22 protein-coding genes are annotated in these 21,341 nt (G+C 38.4%); 17 read left to right on the forward strand and 5 right to left on the reverse strand.

The features are described 5' to 3' along the window. The first annotated feature begins 146 nt into the window (after positions 1-146). The 6 genes from MHI34_RS07915 (at position 147) to MHI34_RS07940 (ending at position 5,470) form a co-directional block, all read left to right on the forward strand. Positions 147-1,367 (forward strand): ABC transporter substrate-binding protein, encoded by a 1,221-nt coding sequence (locus MHI34_RS07915; protein ID WP_036123848.1) that lies wholly within the window; start codon positions 147-149, stop codon positions 1,365-1,367. 146 nt (positions 1,368-1,513) lie between these two features. After that, the gene (locus MHI34_RS07920; protein ID WP_036123845.1) at positions 1,514-2,389 is read left to right on the forward strand and encodes a branched-chain amino acid ABC transporter permease; all 876 of its coding nucleotides are present in this window, start codon (positions 1,514-1,516) and stop codon (positions 2,387-2,389) included. A gap of 12 nt (positions 2,390-2,401) precedes the next feature. Further along, entirely contained in the window at positions 2,402-3,337 is a 936-nt protein-coding gene (locus tag MHI34_RS07925) for a branched-chain amino acid ABC transporter permease (RefSeq protein WP_036123842.1), read from the forward strand. Further along, positions 3,337-4,116: an ABC transporter ATP-binding protein gene (locus MHI34_RS07930; RefSeq protein WP_036123840.1), complete on the forward strand. Its 780-nt coding sequence runs from the start codon at positions 3,337-3,339 to the stop codon at positions 4,114-4,116. The genes MHI34_RS07925 and MHI34_RS07930 overlap by 1 nt, the downstream gene beginning before the upstream one ends. Continuing rightward, complete coding sequence (locus MHI34_RS07935) at positions 4,116-4,823, forward strand: ABC transporter ATP-binding protein (RefSeq protein ID WP_036123837.1); 708 nt, start codon at positions 4,116-4,118, stop codon at positions 4,821-4,823. Before MHI34_RS07930 ends, MHI34_RS07935 begins: the two co-directional genes overlap by 1 nt. A gap of 146 nt (positions 4,824-4,969) precedes the next feature. After that, complete coding sequence (locus MHI34_RS07940) at positions 4,970-5,470, forward strand: cupin domain-containing protein (protein ID WP_170829857.1); 501 nt, start codon at positions 4,970-4,972, stop codon at positions 5,468-5,470. Positions 5,471-5,511: 41 nt separating this feature from the next. Here MHI34_RS07940 and MHI34_RS07945 read toward each other — a convergent pair whose 3' ends face one another. Together MHI34_RS07945 and rluF are read right to left on the reverse strand one after the other, a co-directional pair. Then, positions 5,512-6,231 (reverse strand): hypothetical protein, encoded by a 720-nt coding sequence (locus MHI34_RS07945; RefSeq protein ID WP_036123832.1) that lies wholly within the window; start codon positions 6,229-6,231, stop codon positions 5,512-5,514. Between the two features lie 23 nt (positions 6,232-6,254). Next, positions 6,255-6,956 (reverse strand): 23S rRNA pseudouridine(2604) synthase RluF, encoded by a 702-nt coding sequence (gene rluF / locus MHI34_RS07950; RefSeq protein ID WP_036123828.1) that lies wholly within the window; start codon positions 6,954-6,956, stop codon positions 6,255-6,257. 240 nt (positions 6,957-7,196) lie between these two features. On the opposite strand from rluF, the gene adh reads away from it, so the two are divergent. From adh to MHI34_RS07975, 5 genes are all read left to right on the forward strand, one after another. Continuing rightward, entirely contained in the window at positions 7,197-8,717 is a 1,521-nt protein-coding gene (gene adh, locus MHI34_RS07955) for an aldehyde dehydrogenase (protein WP_342504324.1), read from the forward strand. 21 nt (positions 8,718-8,738) lie between these two features. After that, complete coding sequence (locus tag MHI34_RS07960; protein ID WP_036123819.1) at positions 8,739-9,098, forward strand: DUF779 domain-containing protein; 360 nt, start codon at positions 8,739-8,741, stop codon at positions 9,096-9,098. Positions 9,099-9,430: 332 nt separating this feature from the next. Further along, the gene (locus MHI34_RS07965; RefSeq protein ID WP_340812365.1) at positions 9,431-10,399 is read left to right on the forward strand and encodes a DUF4003 family protein; all 969 of its coding nucleotides are present in this window, start codon (positions 9,431-9,433) and stop codon (positions 10,397-10,399) included. Between the two features lie 43 nt (positions 10,400-10,442). Beyond that, positions 10,443-11,870 carry an aldehyde dehydrogenase family protein gene (locus MHI34_RS07970; RefSeq protein ID WP_342504325.1) on the forward strand — a complete coding sequence of 476 codons (1,428 nt, stop codon included), beginning with the start codon at positions 10,443-10,445 and terminating at the stop codon, positions 11,868-11,870. Positions 11,871-11,939: 69 nt separating this feature from the next. Next, the gene (locus tag MHI34_RS07975; protein WP_016992152.1) at positions 11,940-12,419 is read left to right on the forward strand and encodes an acyl-CoA thioesterase; all 480 of its coding nucleotides are present in this window, start codon (positions 11,940-11,942) and stop codon (positions 12,417-12,419) included. Between the two features lie 44 nt (positions 12,420-12,463). Here MHI34_RS07975 and MHI34_RS07980 read toward each other — a convergent pair whose 3' ends face one another. Continuing rightward, positions 12,464-13,774 carry a globin-coupled sensor protein gene (locus MHI34_RS07980; RefSeq protein WP_036123811.1) on the reverse strand — a complete coding sequence of 437 codons (1,311 nt, stop codon included), beginning with the start codon at positions 13,772-13,774 and terminating at the stop codon, positions 12,464-12,466. A 283-nt stretch (positions 13,775-14,057) separates the two neighbouring features. Here MHI34_RS07980 and MHI34_RS07985 point away from each other — a divergent pair, with 283 nt between their 5' ends. Next, positions 14,058-14,267 (forward strand): hypothetical protein, encoded by a 210-nt coding sequence (locus MHI34_RS07985; protein ID WP_036123806.1) that lies wholly within the window; start codon positions 14,058-14,060, stop codon positions 14,265-14,267. Between the two features lie 50 nt (positions 14,268-14,317). Here the strand turns inward: MHI34_RS07985 and corA are convergent, their stop codons facing one another. Then, positions 14,318-15,280 (reverse strand): magnesium/cobalt transporter CorA, encoded by a 963-nt coding sequence (corA, locus tag MHI34_RS07990; RefSeq protein WP_089933383.1) that lies wholly within the window; start codon positions 15,278-15,280, stop codon positions 14,318-14,320. A gap of 37 nt (positions 15,281-15,317) precedes the next feature. Next, positions 15,318-16,001 carry a class I SAM-dependent methyltransferase gene (locus tag MHI34_RS07995; protein ID WP_089933386.1) on the reverse strand — a complete coding sequence of 228 codons (684 nt, stop codon included), beginning with the start codon at positions 15,999-16,001 and terminating at the stop codon, positions 15,318-15,320. A 124-nt stretch (positions 16,002-16,125) separates the two neighbouring features. Between MHI34_RS07995 and MHI34_RS08000 the strand changes: the two genes are divergently transcribed. The 5 genes from MHI34_RS08000 (at position 16,126) to MHI34_RS08020 (ending at position 21,263) form a co-directional block, all read left to right on the forward strand. After that, on the forward strand, positions 16,126-16,431 hold the full coding sequence (locus MHI34_RS08000) for a DUF4870 domain-containing protein (protein ID WP_036123796.1): 306 nt from the start codon (positions 16,126-16,128) through the stop codon (positions 16,429-16,431). Between the two features lie 265 nt (positions 16,432-16,696). Continuing rightward, on the forward strand, positions 16,697-17,167 hold the full coding sequence (locus MHI34_RS08005; protein WP_058845128.1) for a CtsR family transcriptional regulator: 471 nt from the start codon (positions 16,697-16,699) through the stop codon (positions 17,165-17,167). Between the two features lie 13 nt (positions 17,168-17,180). Continuing rightward, positions 17,181-17,723, forward strand: coding sequence for a UvrB/UvrC motif-containing protein (locus MHI34_RS08010; RefSeq protein ID WP_036123855.1), 543 nt, complete (start codon positions 17,181-17,183; stop codon positions 17,721-17,723). Beyond that, positions 17,720-18,829 carry a protein arginine kinase gene (locus tag MHI34_RS08015; protein WP_036123789.1) on the forward strand — a complete coding sequence of 370 codons (1,110 nt, stop codon included), beginning with the start codon at positions 17,720-17,722 and terminating at the stop codon, positions 18,827-18,829. The genes MHI34_RS08010 and MHI34_RS08015 overlap by 4 nt, the downstream gene beginning before the upstream one ends. Continuing rightward, positions 18,819-21,263, forward strand: coding sequence for an ATP-dependent Clp protease ATP-binding subunit (locus tag MHI34_RS08020; protein WP_036123786.1), 2,445 nt, complete (start codon positions 18,819-18,821; stop codon positions 21,261-21,263). The genes MHI34_RS08015 and MHI34_RS08020 overlap by 11 nt, the downstream gene beginning before the upstream one ends. The last annotated feature ends 78 nt before the right edge of the window (positions 21,264-21,341 follow it).

Genomic DNA, 21,341 nt, shown 5'->3' on the forward strand with positions numbered 1-21,341 from the left:
AATGTAAAAGGCTTATATGAATAATATTTTTCATTCGTTTTAGGATAGTTATAAATAATTATTTTTGCTATTGAGTAAATGAATTTAATTGTTTATAATTATCAGAAATATCTAATATTTTAGAAATTTTCAGGGGGAATTTAATTATGAGAGAGAGCAAAAAGCTTAAGAAGTTCGGTTCACTTTTAGTAGCATCTTCATTACTTGCTGGTGTTCTTGCAGGTTGTGGTAACGGAGACGATTCAAGTTCTGGCGGAGGCTCATCATCAGGCGGAGGTTCATCTGATGGCGATACAATTAAAATTGGTGCCAACTTAGAGCTTTCGGGGAATGTAGCATCTTATGGTTCCTCTATTGGGCTAGGTGCAGAACTGGCTGTAAAAGAAATTAATGATGCTGGCGGTATTGACGGCAAGAAAATTGAACTGATTAAAGTAGATAATAAATCAGAGAACTCTGAGGCAACCTCAGCTGCTATTAAACTAGCAACGCAAGATAAAGTAGTAGCAATGCTAGCGCCTGCAACTTCAGGAAATACAGTAGCAACGGTTCAAATAGCCAATGATAATAAAATTCCAATTGTAACTGGTTCTGGTACAGCGCCAAATATTACAGTAAACGAAGATGGCAGTGTGAATGAATATGCATTCCGCACATGCTTTATCGATCCATTCCAAGGAATTGTAGCGGCTAACTTTGCCTCAGGCGAGCTAGATGCGAAAAATGTAGCTATTTTCGCAGATAATGCATCAGACTATGCAAAAGGTTTGGCAAAATCCTTTAAAGAAACAATTACTAAGAGTGGCGGAAAAGTTGTGAAAGAAGAAGCTTATGTAGCGAAGGATACAGACTTCCGTACACAGTTAACAAATATTAAAGCATCAAATCCAGATTTCATCTTTATCCCAGGATACTATGAAGAAGTTGGTTTAATCGTTAAACAAGCACGTGAAATGGGTATTGATGTACCTTTAATGGGTGCTGATGGTTGGGATTCTCCAACTTTAATAGATTTAGCTGGTGCGGATGCATTGAATAACACATACATCACAAACCACTATTCTGCTGAAGACCCAGACCAAAAAATTCAAGATTTCGTAAAGGCATTTAAAGCGGCAAATGGTGACAAAGCACCTGACGCATTTAATGCACTTGGTTATGACTCAATTTACTACATTGCAGATGCGATTAAACGTGCAGGCTCTACGGATGGTGAAGCAATTAAAAATGAATTAGCTGCAACAAAAGATCTTTCTTTAGTAACAGGTACTTTCTCAGTTGACGAAAACCATAACCCAATTAAAACAGCAACAGTTCTTGAATTCAAAGACGGTAAACAAGTGTTCAACTCTAAAGTTAATCCTTAATGTTTTGTAAGCAAGGGGGAGGCGGGTAAACACGCCTTCCTTTTTATGTTTTAGATAACTAGAATGCTAACGTAATTCATAACTTTCTAGTATAGATGCATGTACAGATTTCTCATTTTTCAGAAAATTCAAAGGAGTGAATGCGCATGGAATGGATACAGCAACTTGTGAACGGTATTTCACTTGGAAGTATCTACGCGTTAATAGCGTTAGGGTATACGATGGTATACGGTATTATCAAGCTGATTAACTTTGCTCATGGTGATGTTTTCATGATCGGGTCATTTATTGGCTTTTACGCAATTGCTAAATGGGAGCTTGGTTTCTTCCCAGCTCTATTATTGGCAATGACCGTTTGTGCGATCTTTGGTGTTTTAATTGAACGTATTGCCTATAAACGTTTACGAAATGCAACACGTATCGCAGCATTAATTACAGCGATTGGTGTGTCATTGTTAATTGAATACACTACTATTTTCTTCAGAGGTGCTCAACCAGCAGCTTATCCTGAAGTTTTCAAAAATAAATCATTTGATATTTTTGGTGTACAAATTAGCAGTACATCCATTTTAATTTTATCAGTCGCAGTTGTACTGATGATTCTTTTACAATTCATCGTACATAAAACAAAAATCGGTAAAGCGATGCGTGCCGTTTCTCACGATGCAGATGCAGCTCGCTTAATGGGTATTAACGTTGATAATACAATCTCTGCAACATTTGCTATTGGTTCAGCTTTAGCTGGTGCAGCGGGTGTTATCTTCGGTGTTTATTATACAAAGATTGATCCTTTAATGGGTGTTATTCCTGGTGTTAAAGCATTTATCGCAGCTGTTCTTGGTGGTATTGGTATCATCCCAGGCGCTATGGTTGGTGGTATGTTACTAGGCGTTGTAGAGTCCTTAGTAAGTGCGCTTGGCTTCTCATTATGGCGTGATGCAGCGGCATTCGTAATTTTAATTTTAATTTTAATCTTCAGACCATCGGGTATCTTTGGTAAAAATGCCCGTGAGAAAGTGTAGGTGAGCGGTTTTATGAAAAAGTCTAAAATTTTTTGGGGCTATGCCGTAATAGCGCTAGTCATCTATGCAGTTGTGCAATTATTGATTACAACAGAAGTAATTGATTTGTACTACAAAAATATGTTAATCACAATGTGTATTAACATCATGCTGGCTGTCAGCTTGCATATTGTTATTGGGGTTACTGGACAATTCTCAATTGGGCATGCTGGGTTCCTAGCAGTTGGTGCATATGTGTCCGCTATCATTACCACAAAATTAATGCTGCCATTCCCATTGGCTATCCTTTTAGGGGCAGTCGCAGCAGCGGTTGCTGGTCTAATAGTAGGGATTCCCACTCTGCGTTTAAAAGGAGATTATTTAGCAATTGCGACACTAGGCTTTGCTGAAATTATTCGTATTATCTTTTTAAATACGGATTATGTTGGTGGCGCAGCGGGGATGCAGGTTAAATATTTATCTAACTGGACATATGCATTCTTTGGTGTTGTGTTAACGATTCTCGTTATCTCGAACTTTACAAATTCTCGTCATGGTCGTGCGTGTATTTCCATTCGTGAGGATGAAATTGCAGCGGATGCTATGGGTATTAATACGACCTATTATAAAGTTGTTGCATTCGCGATTGGGTCTTTCTTTGCAGGTCTAGCTGGAGCTATTTTCGCACATAACTTTTATATTATCCAACCGACAACATTTGGTTTCTTAAAATCATTTGATATTTTAATTTATGTTGTACTCGGTGGCTTAGGGAGTCTTTCTGGTTCAGTGATTGCAGCGATTTTCTTAACTTTTGTATCAACTTATCTAGCAAACTTCCCTGAAACTCGTATGATTATTTATAGTTTAGTATTAATTATTGTCATGCTGTATCGTCCAACCGGCTTAATGGGAACAAAGGAAATTACGCAGTTATTTAAGTTTGGTAAAAAAGGAGGTACAAAATAATGACTGGAAACCTTCTTATAAAAGTTGAAAACATGGGGATTCAATTCGGTGGTTTAAAGGCGGTACAGGGTGTGAATATGTACCTTAATCAAGGTGAATTAGTAGGGCTAATTGGACCTAATGGTGCTGGGAAAACAACCAGCTTTAATATGCTGACAGGGGTTTATACCCCAACGGAAGGTATAATTACTTTTGATGGTATGAGATTAAATGGACTGGCACCATATCAGGTGACGCAAAAGGGTATTAGCCGTACGTTCCAAAATATTCGCTTATTTAAAGAGCTATCTGTTCTAGACAATGTTAAGGTAGCCAATCATTCTCTTGCTAAGCATTCCATGTGGTCTTCTATTTTCCGTTTGCCAACTCATTTCAAGGGTGAGGCAGCAATGGAGCATCAATCAATTGAATTCTTAAAAATCTTTGGCTTAGATGTCTATAAGGATGAACTAGCGAAAAATTTACCATATGGAATGCAGCGTCGTTTAGAAATTGCTCGTGCTTTAGCAGCGAATCCCAAGCTACTATTATTGGATGAGCCAGCAGCAGGGATGAACCCACAGGAAACACATGATTTAATGGAGTTAATTGCATTTATTCGTAAAGAATTTGGCTTAACCATTTTGTTAATTGAGCATGATATGAGCTTAGTTATGGGTATTTGTGAACGCATTTATGTACTCGATCATGGACAATTAATTGCTGACGGGACACCAGAAGAAATTCGCAACAATCCTAAGGTAATTGAAGCGTACCTTGGTGAGGAGGTTATCGGCTAATGCTAAAAGTACAAAATATCGATGTTTATTATGGCAACATCCAAGCATTAAAGGGCCTCTCTTTAGAAGTAAACGAGGGTGAAATTGTAACGTTAATCGGTGCAAATGGTGCTGGAAAAAGTACATTGTTAAAGACATTATCAGGTTTACTGAAGCCAAAAGGTGGCATTATTGAATACGAGGGCTTCTCTATTGCTGGGAAGGCAGCACAAACTATTGTTAAATCGGGAATTTCCCACGTTCCGGAGGGTCGTCGTGTTTTTGCCAATATGTCAGTAGAAGAAAACTTAGAGCTTGGTGCCTATCTACGTAATGATAAAGCTGGTATTAAAAAAGATATGGATCATGTTTTCGAGCTATTTCCGCGCTTATTAGAGCGTCGCAAGCAGCAGTCAGGCACATTATCTGGTGGGGAACAGCAGATGCTTGCGATGGGCCGTGCCTTAATGGCAAAACCAAAACTGTTATTAATGGATGAACCTTCGATGGGTCTTGCACCGCTAATGGTTAAAAACATCTTTAATATTATTGAACAGGTCAATAAAGAAGGTACAACTGTATTGCTTGTTGAGCAAAATGCTAATATGGCTTTATCTGTTGCTAATCGTGCGTATGTACTTGAAACAGGACGTATTGTTTTAGCTGGTTCAGCAAAAGAGCTTCAAGAGAGCGAGCAAGTAAAAGCAGCTTATTTAGGCGGATTATAGAATTTGAAGGGCATCTCAACAAAGAGATGCCCTTTCAGTTGATCTTCGATATATCAAGATTACCTCTTGATAAAGCTGATCCCTTGAAAAATCAAAGGTAGCCTTTTTACTTTATTTTTTGGTAAGGTGGAAAAAAGGAGTGATACATGTTGAAGTTTTCAGCACAATATTTTATTAAACAATTAAATTTAGCCGAACATCCAGAAGGAGGCTATTACATTTCATCATTTCGTGCCACAGACGAGCTAGCAGTGAGAGATGTTCAGAGACCTATTTATACGAGTATTTATTTCTTATTACGCTCACAAGATATCTCACATTTACATCGATTGCAATCAGATGAGCTATGGTATTACCATGCGGGAAGTCCACTAACAGTTCATATGATTTTTCCCGATGGTACCTATGAGGCGAAAAAGCTTGGTTTGAATGTAGAAGCTGGTGAGGTACCACAAATTGCAGTTCCGAAAAATACCATTTTCGGCTCATCGGTGGAGGATTCCGAGACGTTTAGTCTAGTCGGGTGTATGGTTGCACCAGGATTTGACTTTGCAGATTTTGAATTGTTTACACAGGAAGAGCTTTTAGCAGACTATCCTCAGCACGAGGGAGTTATTCGTAAAATGGCTTACAAAACCATTAAATAGAAAAGTAGCCGTCTCAAAGTTTTTGAGACGGCATGATTTGTTCACCATAGTATTTCTTCAGGATAATTCAGTTGTATTTGGATATCATGTAATGCTTGCTTAGTCGTAATGGCTGCTTCCATTAGAGTTGATTTTAATGCCAAATATTCATGATCCTCTACCATTAATCGCACCGCAAATGCCGCTAAATGTGCTTTTCGCTCCTCTTTACTTAATTGAATATATTCTAGATTCAGAACATCAACATATTGCGTAGCAAAACGGAAAGTGAATGGATTTTTAGCATGTAGCATTCGGACAAACATAACGTAATCTTCCTCATCAATCTCCTGTTCCAAACAATCGGCAATAGCCGCTTGAAACTTGCGTAAAATGGCAATTTCATAATTCCACATGGACGCATTGTTTAACTGCTGATGCAAATCAATAAAATCATTTAAAGCAATCGCACTAAATATTATTTCTGGCCAAAGAATTTCTGTGGCAAAATAAACATTTTTATTAGGAAAGATCAGTTCATGTTGTGTCAGGACATTTTTATTAAGTCCGTTACTCACAAAATCAAGGTGATGTTCCCCGAGCATAGCATGTCTTAGTTTATAGCATACGCTTAAAATACGTAGTCGAGGACCTTGATAATCATAGTATTTATTTTCATCACCAGTTACTTTATAGATCGCATTGATTAGTTCATCTAAATCCCAATAATCCCCGCTAACCCGTACCCCTGTTAGTTGCTCTGTGCTTTGAATAGATATCATAGTCCTCGCCCTCCTTTAAGTGCTTATTTAGGTGTGTAGTTGAGTAGTTTGAATAGTTCTGTTCGTTCCTTATCTGTTAAATCACGCCATTGGCCCACTTTTAAATTACCAAGCTTAATATTCATAATACGAATACGCTGTAGGCGCTTAACGGAATAACCTAGCGCTGAGCACATTCGGCGGATTTGACGATTTAAGCCTTGCTCTAAAATGATTTTAAAAACTTTGTCCGAAATCTTTTCTACACGACAAGGTAAGGTTGTTGTATCTAGAATATCAACACCGGCTCCCATTTTTTTAATAAATTGCGCTGTTATAGGCTGATCAACTTGAACGATGTATTCTTTTTCATGATGGTTTTCTGCACGCAGAATTTTATTGACGATATCGCCATCATTAGTTAATAACAATAATCCCTCTGATTCCTTATCGAGACGTCCGATATGAAAAATACGTAAGGGATGATTGACGAAATCAACGACATTGCCTTTTATATGACGCTCTGTTGTACTTGTAATGCCGACAGGTTTATTCAGAGCAATATAGACAAGCTGTTGTTCTTTCTTTACCTCTTTTCCATCAACGCAAACTATATCACCCGTTTCAACCTGACTACCGACAGTCGCCAACTGACCATTAATGGTTACTTTTCCTTCAGCAACCCATTTATCAGCACCACGACGGGATATGATGCCTGTTTCACTTAAATATTTATTAATACGCATATTGTTCTCCTATATTTTATATTATTTTTAAGTATACCTTAACGTGTACATGCCGTGAATTCTAGAAGCTTTTCTAGCAAAAATAAATTAAATGGAAAAGTTTTTGAAAAAGTTGAAATTATTTTACGTTTCTGACAATATAGTAGTTGAGAGGGTTTCTATGAAAATAGTGTTATTCCGATATAAAATAACGTTTTTTCTAGATAGTTCTCATTAAATTGTGTAAAGGGGAGAAGTAAAATGGTTTATGCATTTCCAAACACTGAAGGATCGGTAGTTCAATTCAAACAGAAATATGATAATTATATTGGTGGCGAATGGACACCCCCAGTGAAAGGTCAATACTTTGATAACGTCACTCCTGTTACTGGACAAGTTTTTACACAAGTAGCACGTTCCACAGCTGAGGATATTGAACATGCACTCGATGCAGCACATGCTGCTAAAGATGCATGGGGCAAAACATCACCAACAGAACGTGCAAACATTTTACTTAAAATTGCGGACCGTATTGAGGAAAATCTAGAAAAGCTAGCCGTTGCTGAAACATGGGATAACGGTAAAGCGGTGCGCGAAACATTAAATGCAGATATCCCTCTTGCAATTGATCATTTCCGTTATTTTGCTGGAGTCTTACGTGCTCAAGAAGGTTCCGTTAGCCAAATTGATAACGATACAGTTGCTTATCACTTCCATGAGCCGATTGGTGTAGTGGGTCAAATCATCCCTTGGAACTTCCCACTATTAATGGCAGTATGGAAGCTCGCACCAGCACTTGCAGCTGGGAACTGTGTCGTATTAAAACCTGCAGAGCAAACACCAGCATCTATTATGGTGCTTGTGGAATTAATAGAAGATTTATTACCACCAGGAGTTATTAATGTTGTGAATGGATTTGGCTTAGAAGCAGGGAAACCGCTTGCATCCAATCCTCGCATTGGTAAAATTGCCTTTACAGGTGAGACGACGACAGGTCGTTTAATTATGCAATATGCATCTCAAAATCTTATTCCCGTTACATTAGAATTGGGCGGTAAATCACCAAATATCTTCTTTGAAGATATTATGGATAAAGATGATGCCTTTTTAGATAAAGCCGTAGAGGGCTTCGTACTATTTGCTCTCAATCAAGGAGAAGTATGTACATGTCCTTCACGTGCACTGATCCAGGAATCTATATACGATAAATTTATGGAGCGTGTACTACAGCGTGTAGAAGCCATTAAAGTGGGCAATCCGCTTGATCCAAACACAATGATGGGTGCGCAGGCTTCAAGTGAGCAAATGGAAAAAATTCTTTCTTATTTAGATATTGGTAAGCAAGAGGGTGCACAATGCCTAATTGGTGGCGAGAAAAATAATGTAGGCGAGGGCTTCGAAAATGGCTACTACATTAAACCGACAGTCTTCAAGGGAAATAATAAAATGCGTATTTTCCAAGAGGAAATTTTCGGACCAGTTGTTGCTGTAACAACGTTTAAAACAAAAGAGGAAGCACTAGAAATGGCTAATGATACATTATATGGCTTAGGTTCTGGCGTTTGGACGAGAGATATTAATACAGCTTATCGCTTCGGTCGTGAAATTCAAGCAGGTCGTGTTTGGACAAACTGTTACCATGCTTATCCGGCACATGCTGCATTTGGCGGCTATAAAATGTCAGGTGTTGGTCGTGAAAATCACAAAATGATGTTAGCACATTACCAACAAACGAAAAACCTATTAGTTAGCTACAGCGAAAACAAACTTGGTTTCTTCTAATTCGTAGGGAGGTGCATGAGCGTGGTTGAACGTGTACTAGCTACAGAAGAAGCGCTGGCACTAATCAATCTATTAAAAGATAAACATGGACCTGTGATGTTTCATCAGTCCGGCGGATGCTGTGATGGCTCCTCGCCAATGTGCTATCCAGAAGGTGATTTGCTATTAGGAGATCAGGATGTGTGCCTTGGAGAGATTGGTGGTGCGCCTTTCTACATGCACAAAAATCAATATGATTACTGGAAGCATACACAAATCATATTGGATGTTGTTGCGGGCAGAGGAGGCATGTTCTCATTAGAGGGCGTAGAGGGAAAACGTTTCCTAACAAGGTCAAGAGCCTTCACATCTGAGGAGTTACGAGAACTAGGGTTAATTTAAATGAAGGATAGTACAGCGGCAGAAAAATTTGCCGCTGTTTTTTATATTAATTTTTGTGGAATAGAGTATGTAAAGCGATATTAGTTGATGAATTTCTTAAAAATAGGAATAAATGTAATCGATCCTTTAAGGTGACGGTAAATAATAGTTTTCTTGTGGTTTTTGCTATCATCCTCAAGACCTCCTTTTATAGTTGTTAATATTTCCTATTAAATCAGATAAATGAAGTAACATACATTAAATTAAGTTTACTTTTTATGTTAATTGTTACAAAGAGGATTGAATCTTTCGCACAGATTGTAACGTAAAATGGGTAAAGGAGTGTGCTAAATATGGATTACGCGCTGATTGAAAATGAACTTACAAATACAGTTGAGGATGTATCAAAGGCTGCTGGTTGGACAGTCGATCGTAAAATTGTTTTAGCGATTGCTAGTAAATTTGTAGCGTCAGGAAAAACTTTTGATGCAATAAGATATAAAAATGTTCTGCAAGAGATGAAGAAGCAATCCTCGTGGATGTCCCCTTTACGAACAACAGTTGGGTATAGTATTGCCGCCAATTTATTGGAGCAAGAAGATACTGAAAAGGCAGTCGAGAATTTACTTACAAACGTGAGTATCTTGAAGGAAGCAAAATTTAGAAGCGGCAATTTCAGCTATATCGGAGCACAGTTTTTGACTGAGGATGAACAAAATAAAAAAGCACATGCACAGGCAGCTAGAACTTTATTCGATGCTATTCGTAAACATCATCCATTTTTAACATCTTATGAGGACATTCCTTATGCAGTGTTATTGAGTAGTCCATCTGATGATGTTGAGCTACGGGCGGAAACAATGAATCAATATTATAAAGAATTACGAACATATAATTTTAATGCTGGTAATGAACTACAGTGGCTATCACAGGTATTAACATTTTTATCCCCACAATTTGATGTTAATCTAGCACCAAATGTTGTGGCACTCCGTGATACACTCAAAAACCAAAATGTAAAGGTCAAGGCTATGCATTATCCTTTACTCGGCTTTTTAGCCATACTAAGTCTTACTAAAGCACAGCTTCAAGATATTATTGATTTATATCATGAATTAAAGGACTTGAAATTATTAAAATGGCACCGTGAATTTGTTCTCTTTATGGCTGTACAAATCGCTATTTATGATATGGCGAAGGTGCAAAAATCTTTGTCCATGACCATTATGTCTTCCATTGAATTATTAATCCAAGCACAGCAAGCAGCGATGATAGCTGCGGTTAGTGCAGCTGCTATTGCATCAAGTTCAAGTTCTTCATGATAGAATAAAGGAGAACTTGATTATTTGGAGGTGCATTTGAAGGATGAAGGAAACAAAACTATGGATGAATGGTCAGTGGCAAGATGCCAAGGAAAGCTATGAGCTAACATCTCCGTATAGTGGTGAGGTTATTGCTCAGGTAGCAAAAGCATCGATACAAGATGTAGAGAGAGCTATCGAAGGTGCACAGCAGGCATTCCAATCGTTTAAAAAGACTACAGCCTACGAACGTGCCGAAATATTATATAAAGTTGTTGAGATTATGCGACAACGTAAAGAAGAATTTGCTGAAATTTTAGCATTAGAGGCAGGGAAGCCTATAGTAGCAGGATTAGCCGAAATGGATCGTACAATCGCAACCTATCAATTTGCGGCAGAGGGAGCTAAACAGTCTAAGGGTGAGACTGTTCCGATGGATGCAGCACCTGGAGCTGGAGATCGTATAGGCTGGACAAAACGAGAACCATTAGGTGTAATCTCAGCCATTACGCCGTTTAATTTTCCATTCAATTTAGTGGCACATAAATTAGGCCCAGCATTTGCAGTAGGTAATACGGTTGTATTAAAGCCAGCAACACAAACGCCGTTAAGTGCTATTGTGATGGCTGAAATTTTTCGTGAAGCAGGATTACCTGATGGCGCGTTGCAGATCGTAACAGGAAGTGGTGGCGAGCTTAGTGATACACTTGTTACGCATCCATACGTCAAAAAAGTAACCTTTACAGGCAGTAGTAAAGTTGGTTTGAGCATTAAAGAAAAGGTCGGTTTGCGTAAAATAACGTTAGAACTAGGTTCTAATGCAGCCGTAATTGTCGAACCATCGACGCCAATTCATAAAATTGTTAGTCGTTGCGTAAGCGGTGCTTTCAACTTTGCTGGACAAGTATGTATTTCGTTACAACGTATTTATGTGCATTCGTCCATCATTGATGAATTTACTGAAGCATTCGTTGAAGAAACGAAAAAACTTATAGTAGGAGACCCGTTAGATACAAAGACAGATGTCAGTGCCATGATTAATCCAAATGAGGTAGAACGTATCCGAGCGTGGGTTGAGGAAGCGCAAGAACAAGGGGCAGTTATTGCAACAGGTGGCGAATTTACAGAACGTACTCTAACACCAACAGTTATGACGAATGTAACAGCTGACATGAAAATTATCTGTCAGGAAACATTCGCACCAATCGTCTCAATTGTTTCATATGAAACATTAGACGACGCGATTCGACTTGTGAACGAGTCGGACCTTGGTCTAAATGCGGGTATTTACACGAATATATTGTCAGATGCCTTATATGCAGCAGACGAATTACAGGCTGGTACTGTCATTATTAATGATATTCCGACATTCAGGGTAGATAACATGCCATATGGTGGTGTGAAGATGAGTGGTTATGGACGAGAAGGAATTAAGTGGGCCATTGAGGAAATGAGCGATATGAAATTTATTTCGATGAAAAAATCATTCTAAATTTGCATCAGCTCTTCTTCTGCGATACGATGACGAAAGAACATTACATGAAGGGAAGTTGCAAGTATTATGCCAAACAACGCTGTACCAATGAGCCAATCACGTACGGTTCAATCGCGTCTCGTATTACCCCCAGACACAAATAATCACAATTCTATTTTCGGTGGAAGAGTGTTAGCTTATATTGATGAAATCGCTGCTATTACAGCAATGAAACATGCGAAGGGACTCGTAGTTACAGCCTCTATTGATTCGGTTGATTTTTTATCGGCTGCACATGTAGGGGATATTCTTGAAATCGAGAGTATTGTTTCGTCTACAGGACGTTCTTCTATGGAAGTTTACGTTCGTGTTGTTTCTCGTAATATTGAGACTGGCGAGGAAAAATTAACGACAGAATCCTTTGTTACGATGGTTGCAGTAAATGAGGAAGGGAAACCAGTACCAGTTCCTGCGATTTATCCTGAAACAGATGAAGAAAAACGTTTGTTTGAAACAGGGCCAGCAAGACGAGAGCACCGTAAGCAAAAACGTGCATTACCACATTAAGGAGAAAGGGAAATTCGCTTTTAAAAGTGAATTTCCCTTTCATTTTACATATTTAGTTCATTAACTACATTAATAAGAGAGTCAGAAGAAGAAGAAACGAGCGTAGCTCCCTGTGATAATTCAGTAATTAGATTAGAGATGGCTGAAATATCTCTTGATGTGTTGACATATTGCTGTTGAATGCCAGAAACAGCATCGGCAATATCATTAAATGACTTGGATAAATTCTCTTGTGTATTGACACTGTGCTGAATTTTTTGATCCACATTAAGAACGGAATTGGCCATCGTTGTAATATTGCTTTCTGTTTCTTTAATGAGGTGTGAAACATTTTGTACGGCATTTTTTGTTTCCTCAGCAAGCTTGCGTACTTCCTCAGCCACCACCGCGAAACCTTTCCCATGTTCTCCAGCTCGAGCAGCCTCGATGGAAGCATTTAAGGCTAATAAATTGGTTTGATCAGCAATACCTGTAACAAGTCCAACAATCTCAGAAATTTTCTGAGAAGAAGTACGTAGCTGATTCATCGTTACCTCCAGACTGTTGACACTTTGTAAAATGACTTGGATTAAATCATTTTGTTCTTTAAGCTGCAGTTGACCACGTCTTGATTTTTCTTGGGTATCTGCTACGAAGCTTAATCCTTGCTTTGTCGCCACAGCAATATCATCTGTCTGCGAGGAAATAACCAATAGTGATGCTGCTGTTTCTTCACTAATAGAGTTGAGCTCCTCTGCTGTACTCTGAATGGTTGTAACAAGAGAGTTTTTTGTTGCATCAGCCACTGAGCGAATGCGTTCTTCTTCATTTTCATAGGCCTCAATCACAAGCTGTTGCTCGAAATTAATGATTTTACAAAAAGCATTTATGGCACGAATGGCATCTTGTTTTGAGATGTCCACTTCGCTCACAAAATTTGTGAATGTAGAAGTGAGTGATTGGAATGAGGCAATATACCATTTGGATTGTAAACCAATTCGCACGTGAGTCTCGGCAATTGCCTTTCTTTCGGCAATGTAGGCATCATTTATATGACTCTCAAAAATATCACTTAAATGTTTATGTAATGTAATTTTCAAACGGTCAATATGTGATGTTCTATTAATAATATCGATTAGATCTTGGCTTAAACTAATGGCAGCATAAAATTGCTCCACCATTGCAGGGATGAGATCCTTTGCAAGCGGTTGTAGTTGTTTAATGATTGCTAAATCGTCTACTGTTAAATTTAAAAGTTGCAATTGTTTTTGAAGATTTGGGTAGTTCGATACATCTAGTCGAACATCATTCTTAAAATTTTCAGGTGTTAATGTAATTGAATAGTTAGCACTACTGTTTTTGGAAAACCAACTCATTATTATTTGCTCCATTCCTAATATCCATAATAAATTGTAAGTAAAAAAGCCTTTTGAAATTTGTTAGGTTTGTAAATTTGATAAATAATTGGTATTAAATCTATTTTACTATTATTTGCTGAATATTTGGTTAAAAATTTGGTTATTTCTTTATTTTTTTACTTTATTGTCAGTTCAATTAGTGAAGCGAAGTAAATTTGAATTTAAAATAGGAAACCTGTAAAATACGAACTGTTTAGCAAGATAGAGACTGTACGTAAAAAGGGAGTAGAGGAGGTATTATATGGAGAAAAAGCGTTTTAAATTTGTCATCCCAGTCATGGTTATTGTCGCAATTGGCTCTGTTTATATGTTACGAAACTATTATGCTGAGGTACCCTCTGTTGAGCGATTATTAATTACAATCTGTGCAACTTTGGGATCAGGCGTACTAGCATACTTTTTATTTCCGCAGCAAGGTGATAATAAAATTGATGATAGGGGACCCTATTAACTTCTTGAAAAAGGAGACTGCTCGTTTCATGACAAAACGAGCAGCTTTTTTTATGGTTTAAATAATTTAAACCAGCCTTTATGTTTAAAGATAGCTAGCATAAAGATCGCAATAATAATCATGGAGCTTAGTACAATAAAATAGCTGTAATGGCCATGAAGCTCAGGCATGTTATCAAAGTTCATGCCATATACACCAGCAATAAAAGTAAGGGGAATAAAGATAGTTGATACAATGGTTAAAGTCATCATAATGCCGTTCATGCGACTTGAGCTCATAGCCATATAGCTATCGCGCATATCCGCTGTCAATTCTCGATTGGATTCAACCATTTCAGTTAGTTTAATGAGATGGTCGTATATATCCCCGAAATAAGCTCTTTCTGATTTGTTTAAAGAAAAACGGTAAGAATTAAGAATTCGATATAAAAGATCTCGCATCGGTAAAATAGTGCGTCTAAGGTCAAGCAAATCGCTACGGAATTCGAAGACAATCTTCATGGCATTTACGTTGCTTTGGTATGTAAGTTCGCCTTCAAGTGCATTAAGATGATCTTCAATTTTATAAACAAGAGGGAAATAGCTATCCACGATTTTATCAATTGTTTGATATGTTAAATAAACCGTCCCCCGTTCCCAATTCTTTGGTTGGCTTGCTAGTATCTTTTGTACCTTATCTATTTCAGGAACAGGGTTTTTATGGAACGTCACAATAAATTTATTGGAGGCAAAAATATTAACCTCTTCTGCAGCTAGGGTCTCTTCATTTACTCGATGAATAACAAAGAAATGAAAATCATCATAGAAATCGAGCTTTGGGCGCTGTAATCGCATTAAGCAATCTTCAATAGCAAGCGGATGGAAATGGAAAAATGTATCTAATAATGATTCTTCTTCGGCTGTAGGGCAATTAAAATCAACCCAATACCATTCAAATTCTTGCTGATGTATAACTTCCAATGGAAAATCTTTTAGTAATTGTTGTTGTTTTGTAATACCAATGGTGCTTATCACGGTTTTCACCTCAAATTATTTACTACAAAATATTTATTTAGTGCCCCTCTTTAAAGCATACCCAACCAGCAAATAAAGTAGTGGCAAAAAATCTAGAAGGTTTTGTAAAGCCCGCCTTTTGTAGCAGTGTTAAAATATCCTCTTCACGCATAAACGAAAGGGAGCGAATGGATTTTTCCATCTCTGCTACATCAGATGCAGAAAGCTTTGTATGTTGTAGCCAATAGGAACGCCATAAATCAAATTGTAGTTCAGTTTCTAAAGAGCCGGGCTGACCATATTTTGAGACAAGGACAAACGGTGCTCCAGGCTTTAAATGTCTTGCGATTTCTTCTAATGTAGATAGTTTTTCTTCATAACCCAGAATAAAATGCAGAACGAGAACACAACTTGCTGCATCGTATTTTATGGAGGGTAATTGAGTATCTAGTATTGTTCCTTGGTGGAAAGACAGCGTATTGGGTAGAGTGTGTAGACGTTCCTTTGCTATGCTGAGCATGGACTCTGATGGATCAATACCTGTGAATGACCAGTCGGGCCTTCCATCTGCAAGCTGTAAAATTTCATTGCCGCTTCCTGCACCCACAATTAACATATCAGCTTTATCTGGCAGTGTGGAATGATAAAAGGTTTGTATTAAACGTAGCATGGCATCATAGCTTGGCAATGTACGACGAATACCCTTTTCATATTCGTTTGCTAATGTGTTGTTAAATTCCATCTCTCATCACAGCCTTCCAAAAAAAATTTAATAAATCTTATTTAATGTGAAACTATTACGGGTATAGTTCCGTAAATAGTAGTACATAAAACATAGACAAAGTACAAAGAAAGGGTTGATATATATGGAGACTAAATGGTCTAAAGTAATCATACACGCAAGTGCATTTTTTGCGCCATGGTTAGTACCTATTATTTTCTTCTTAATTAGTTCGGATGAGGAAGTGAAGGCGATTTCTATTCAAGCATTGCTCTTCCAAATTGTTATGGGTATTTTAATCGCTATCTCAGTTGTTTTAAGTTTTGTTCTTATTGGGTTACCGTTTTTAATCATTTTCGGCATCATGTTATTTGTTGTACCAATTATCGGTATCGTAAAAGCATTGTCTGATGAGCCTTGGCGTTATCCAATTGTTGGTCGTTGGGTATAATTTTCATAGACGCAAGTATATGCTAGTTGCATATGCTTGCGTTTTTTCTATGACTAATAAGGGTACATTAGGTATATGAGCAAATTATAACCCGCGCAGTTTTAACTGAAAAAGTGCTGTTTTTCGTACTAAAATAGGCATTTTAAGACTTTTCACTTTTCTATGGGCGAAATCATTGCAATTTTTTTGAAGCGTTTTGTATAATATACTAAAAGAAAGTCAAAGATAGTCAAAGTCAGTGAAGCAAGCGAGGTGTATTCCTAAAATGCGTAATATATCAGACATCATAGAAGGTTACTTAAAGCAAGTACTTGAATTAGGTGGAGAAGGGCATATTGAAATTAAACGGAGTGAGATTGCTGATAAATTTCAATGTGTGCCATCACAAATAAATTATGTAATTAATACAAGATTTACTGCCGAGCGAGGTTACCTTGTTGAGAGCAAACGTGGTGGTGGTGGGTACATACGAATTTTACGTGTCCGCGCGCATTCACAGATTGATTTAATCGACGATGTTCTCAGACAAATAGAAGGTGGAGCATCTCAAACGATGGCAGAAGATTTAGTATATCGGCTCATCGATGAGCAGGTAATTTCAAAACGAGAAGCGAAATTAATGTTAGCAGCAATTGATCGCTCCACAATCGATTTACATCTCCCTTTAAGAGATACTATTCGAGCAAAGATCTTGCGAGCAATGCTGACAACAATCAAATATGAACAGCAAAAATAGTGAGGTGATGGAAATGATATGCGAACATTGTAAACAACGTAATGCGACAGTTACAGTAACACAAGTTCAAAATGGGCAAAAGGTGGAGCACCATTATTGTGACGTCTGCGCCTCACAGTTCCATCCATTTCATGCAGAGTTTAAACAAGAGCCAGTGTCTATTCAACAGCTATTGTCGAACTGGTTCGGCTCGCCTACATGGCAAAAGGTGGGGGAAAAACAACAAGTTCAACCACAACAGCAAACATGCCCACAATGTGGATTTTCGTATAAACAATTTTTAAAAGAAGGTAAATTTGGATGCCCGAGCTGTTATGACACCTTTAGTGAGCATTTGCCTAAGCTCTTTAATCGCATACAGGCAGGCCCTCAACACATTGGTAAAATGCCTGGTGCTCGCAGTAATGTGTATGTCATTAAAAAGCAAATAGAGGATATCCGCAAGCGTATGAAGGCCGCTGTAGCAGAAGAACAATTTGAGGAGGCGGCGAAGCTCCGTGATGAAGTTAAAGAGCTAGAGAAGCATCTACAATTTGAAGGTGGTGATGTGTCATGATGATTGATTCATTTTTAGAGCGTGCGACTCCAACGTGGATGCATATCAAGGATGATTATTCAGATATTGTCATTAGTACACGTATTCGCCTTGCTCGAAATTTAGATGGCTATCGATTTCCATTAGCTTTCTCAGAGAATGAGGCACTGCAGGTGGAACAGGCAGTTACACATGCACTAAGTGATAGCCCAACGCTTCAAAATGATTATGCTTATTTTGCTATTAAGGATTTAACGCCTCTACAGCGTCAAATTCTTGTAGAAAAGCATTTGATTAGTCCACAGCTTGCTAAAAAAGAGCAAGTAGGCTCCATACTTCTTTCTGAAGATGAATCCGTTAGCATTATGGTGAATGAAGAGGATCATTTACGCATTCAATGTATGACAGCAAGCTTTCAACTTCAAAGTGCCTATGAACAAGCAAATAAAATTGATCGTATCCTAGAGAAAGTATTACCGTATGCCTTTCGAGATACTTTTGGCTATTTAACAAGTTGTCCGACGAATATTGGCACGGGTCTTCGCGCATCGGTCATGATGCATCTACCCGCACTGACATTAACCGGGCAAATGAATCAAATTATTAATGCCATGACTCGCTTAGGAATGACTGTAAGAGGTATATATGGGGAAGGCAGCGAAAATTTAGGAAATGTTTATCAAGTGTCGAATCAAATTACACTTGGGAAGACAGAAGAAGACATTTTAGCAGACATACAAAGTGTCGCTGAAAAGATTATCCAAAAAGAGCGACACGCAAGAGGGAAGTTGATGGAAAAGGCAGAGCTTGCTCTAGAAGATAGAGTATATCGGGCTTTAGGTACCCTTACACATGCGAGAATTCTAACAAGTGAGGAAGCCGCTACCTGTCTATCTAATGTTCGTTTAGGAGTAGATCTACAGTTAATTGATGGGATTCAAGCAACAACCTTAAATGAATGTGTTGTTAGTATGCAACCAGGTTTTTTACAGCACTATGCAGGTGAGGCACTGCCCCCTGCTGAACGGGATCGTGTCCGAGCGGAAATGCTCCGTGAGGCATTATCTCAAGAATATGCGAATAAGCCTATAAATGGGGAAAAAGGAGAGGATTTATATGATGTTTAATCGTTTTACACAACGCGCGCAAAAAGTATTACAGCTTGCTCAGGAAGAGGCTATTCGTTGGAAGCACGAATCTATTGGAACAGAGCACATTCTATTAGGGCTTATACGTGAAGGCGGCGGTATTGCTGCGAAAGCGTTAGAAGCCATTGATATTAGTCCTCAAATGATTGAAGCTGGTATTGAGGAATTAGTTGGTAAAGGTAAAGAAGATGTCGGCCCAATTGTTCACTATACGCCAAGAGCTAAGAAAGTAATTGAACTATCTGTGGATGAATCACGTAAATTAGGTCACTCGTATATCGGCACAGAGCACTTATTATTAGCGCTTATTCGTGAAGGTGAAGGCGTGGCAGCTCGCGTCTTAAACAATGCGGGTGTCGGCTTAAATAAAGCACGTCAGCAAGTATTATTGCTATTAGGTAACAACGATAATGCACAATCTGGGCAACAAGCAGCTCAAGCTGCCAATACCCCAACTTTAGATAGCCTAGCGCGTGATTTAACACAAATTGCACGTGAAGGCACATTGGACCCTGTTATTGGTCGAAGCAAGGAAATTACACGTGTGATTGAAGTGTTATCGCGTCGTACGAAAAATAACCCTGTATTGATTGGTGAGCCAGGTGTTGGTAAAACAGCAATTGCTGAAGGGTTAGCACAGCAAATTATCCATAATGAAGTACCGGAAATCCTACGTGACAAACGTGTCATGACTTTAGATATGGGGACGGTTGTTGCAGGTACTAAATATCGTGGTGAATTTGAAGATCGTTTGAAAAAGGTGATGGATGAAATTCGCCAAGCTGGCAACATCATTTTATTCATTGATGAATTGCATACATTAATCGGTGCAGGTGGTGCAGAAGGTGCAATTGATGCCTCCAATATTTTAAAACCATCTTTAGCACGCGGTGAGCTTCAATGTATTGGTGCAACAACATTAGACGAGTACCGCAAATATATTGAAAAGGATGCAGCATTAGAGCGTCGCTTCCAACCAATCCAAGTAGATGAACCAACAGTGGAAGAAGCGATTCTAATTATTCAAGGCTTACGTGACCGTTATGAAGCGCATCACCGTGTAAAAATTACAGATGAAGCGATTGAAGCAGCGGCTAAAATGAGTGACAGATATATTTCAGACCGATTCTTACCAGATAAAGCAATTGACTTAATCGACGAGGCAGGTTCTAAAGTCCGCTTACGTTCATTTGCAGTGCCACCAAACTTAAAGGCACTTGAAGATAAACTTGAAAATGTGCGCTCTGAAAAAAATGCAGCCGTATCAGGCCAAGAATTTGAAAAGGCAGCCTCTCTAAGAGACACAGAGCAAAAGCTGAAAGATGAAATTGAAGCTACACGAAAAAATTGGAAAGAAGAGCAAGGCAAAGCGGAATCTAAAGTGACTGTGGATGATGTTGCAGCAGTTGTATCAATGTGGACAGGAATCCCAGTAGCTAAAATTGCTTCCGAGGAATCTTCGAAGTTATTACAACTTGAAGAAGAGTTACACAAACGTGTAGTAGGGCAAGGAGAAGCGGTAGAAGCGATTTCTCGTGCGATCCGTCGTGCAAGAGCAGGCTTAAAAGATCCAAAACGACCAATCGGCTCATTCATTTTCTTAGGACCTACAGGTGTTGGTAAAACAGAGTTGGCAAGAGCACTTGCTGAAGTGATGTTTGGCGATGAAGATGCGATGATTCGTGTCGATATGTCTGAGTACATGGAGAAGCATTCGACTTCTCGTTTAGTAGGTTCACCTCCAGGCTATGTGGGCTTTGATGATGGTGGTCAATTGACTGAAAAGGTTCGCCGTAAACCATACTCGGTTGTGTTATTAGATGAAATTGAAAAAGCACATCCAGATGTTTTCAATATTCTACTGCAAGTTCTTGAAGATGGCCGTTTAACAGATTCTAAGGGCCGTGTAGTAGACTTCCGTAATACAGTAGTCATTATGACTTCAAACGTTGGTGCCGATGCTTTAAAATATCAAAAGAGCCTTGGTTTCAATGTAGGTGGAGCAGAATCTAAGCATAAAGATATGAAGGGTACGATGCTAGAAGAATTGAAAAAGGCATTCCGTCCAGAGTTCTTAAACCGTATCGATGAAATGATTGTCTTCCACGCATTAGATAAAGAGCATTTAAAAGAAATCATTGCAATGATGGGCAATGCACTAACAAAACGCTTAAAAGAGCAAGATATTTCGTTGGAGCTAACTGATGCAGCACTTGAGAAAATTGCTGAGGAAGGCTATGACCCTCAATATGGTGCTCGTCCGTTACGCCGTGCATTACAAAAACAAGTAGAGGATCGATTATCAGAAGAATTGCTGAAAGGTAATGTAGAGAAGGGTAATCAGGTAATCATTGATTATGTAGACGGTGAGTTTATTGTAAAGAAAAAAGAGGGAGTATCCATCTCTAAATAATTTTATGCAAAGACAGCGAGGCTTTAAGTGCCAAGCTGTCTTTTTTTCTGTACAATTAATGATAAGAACAAATATTCG

This window comes from Lysinibacillus sp. FSL L8-0126, from assembly GCF_038630385.1.
Classification (GTDB): Bacteria; Bacillota; Bacilli; order Bacillales_A; family Planococcaceae; genus Lysinibacillus; species Lysinibacillus fusiformis_D.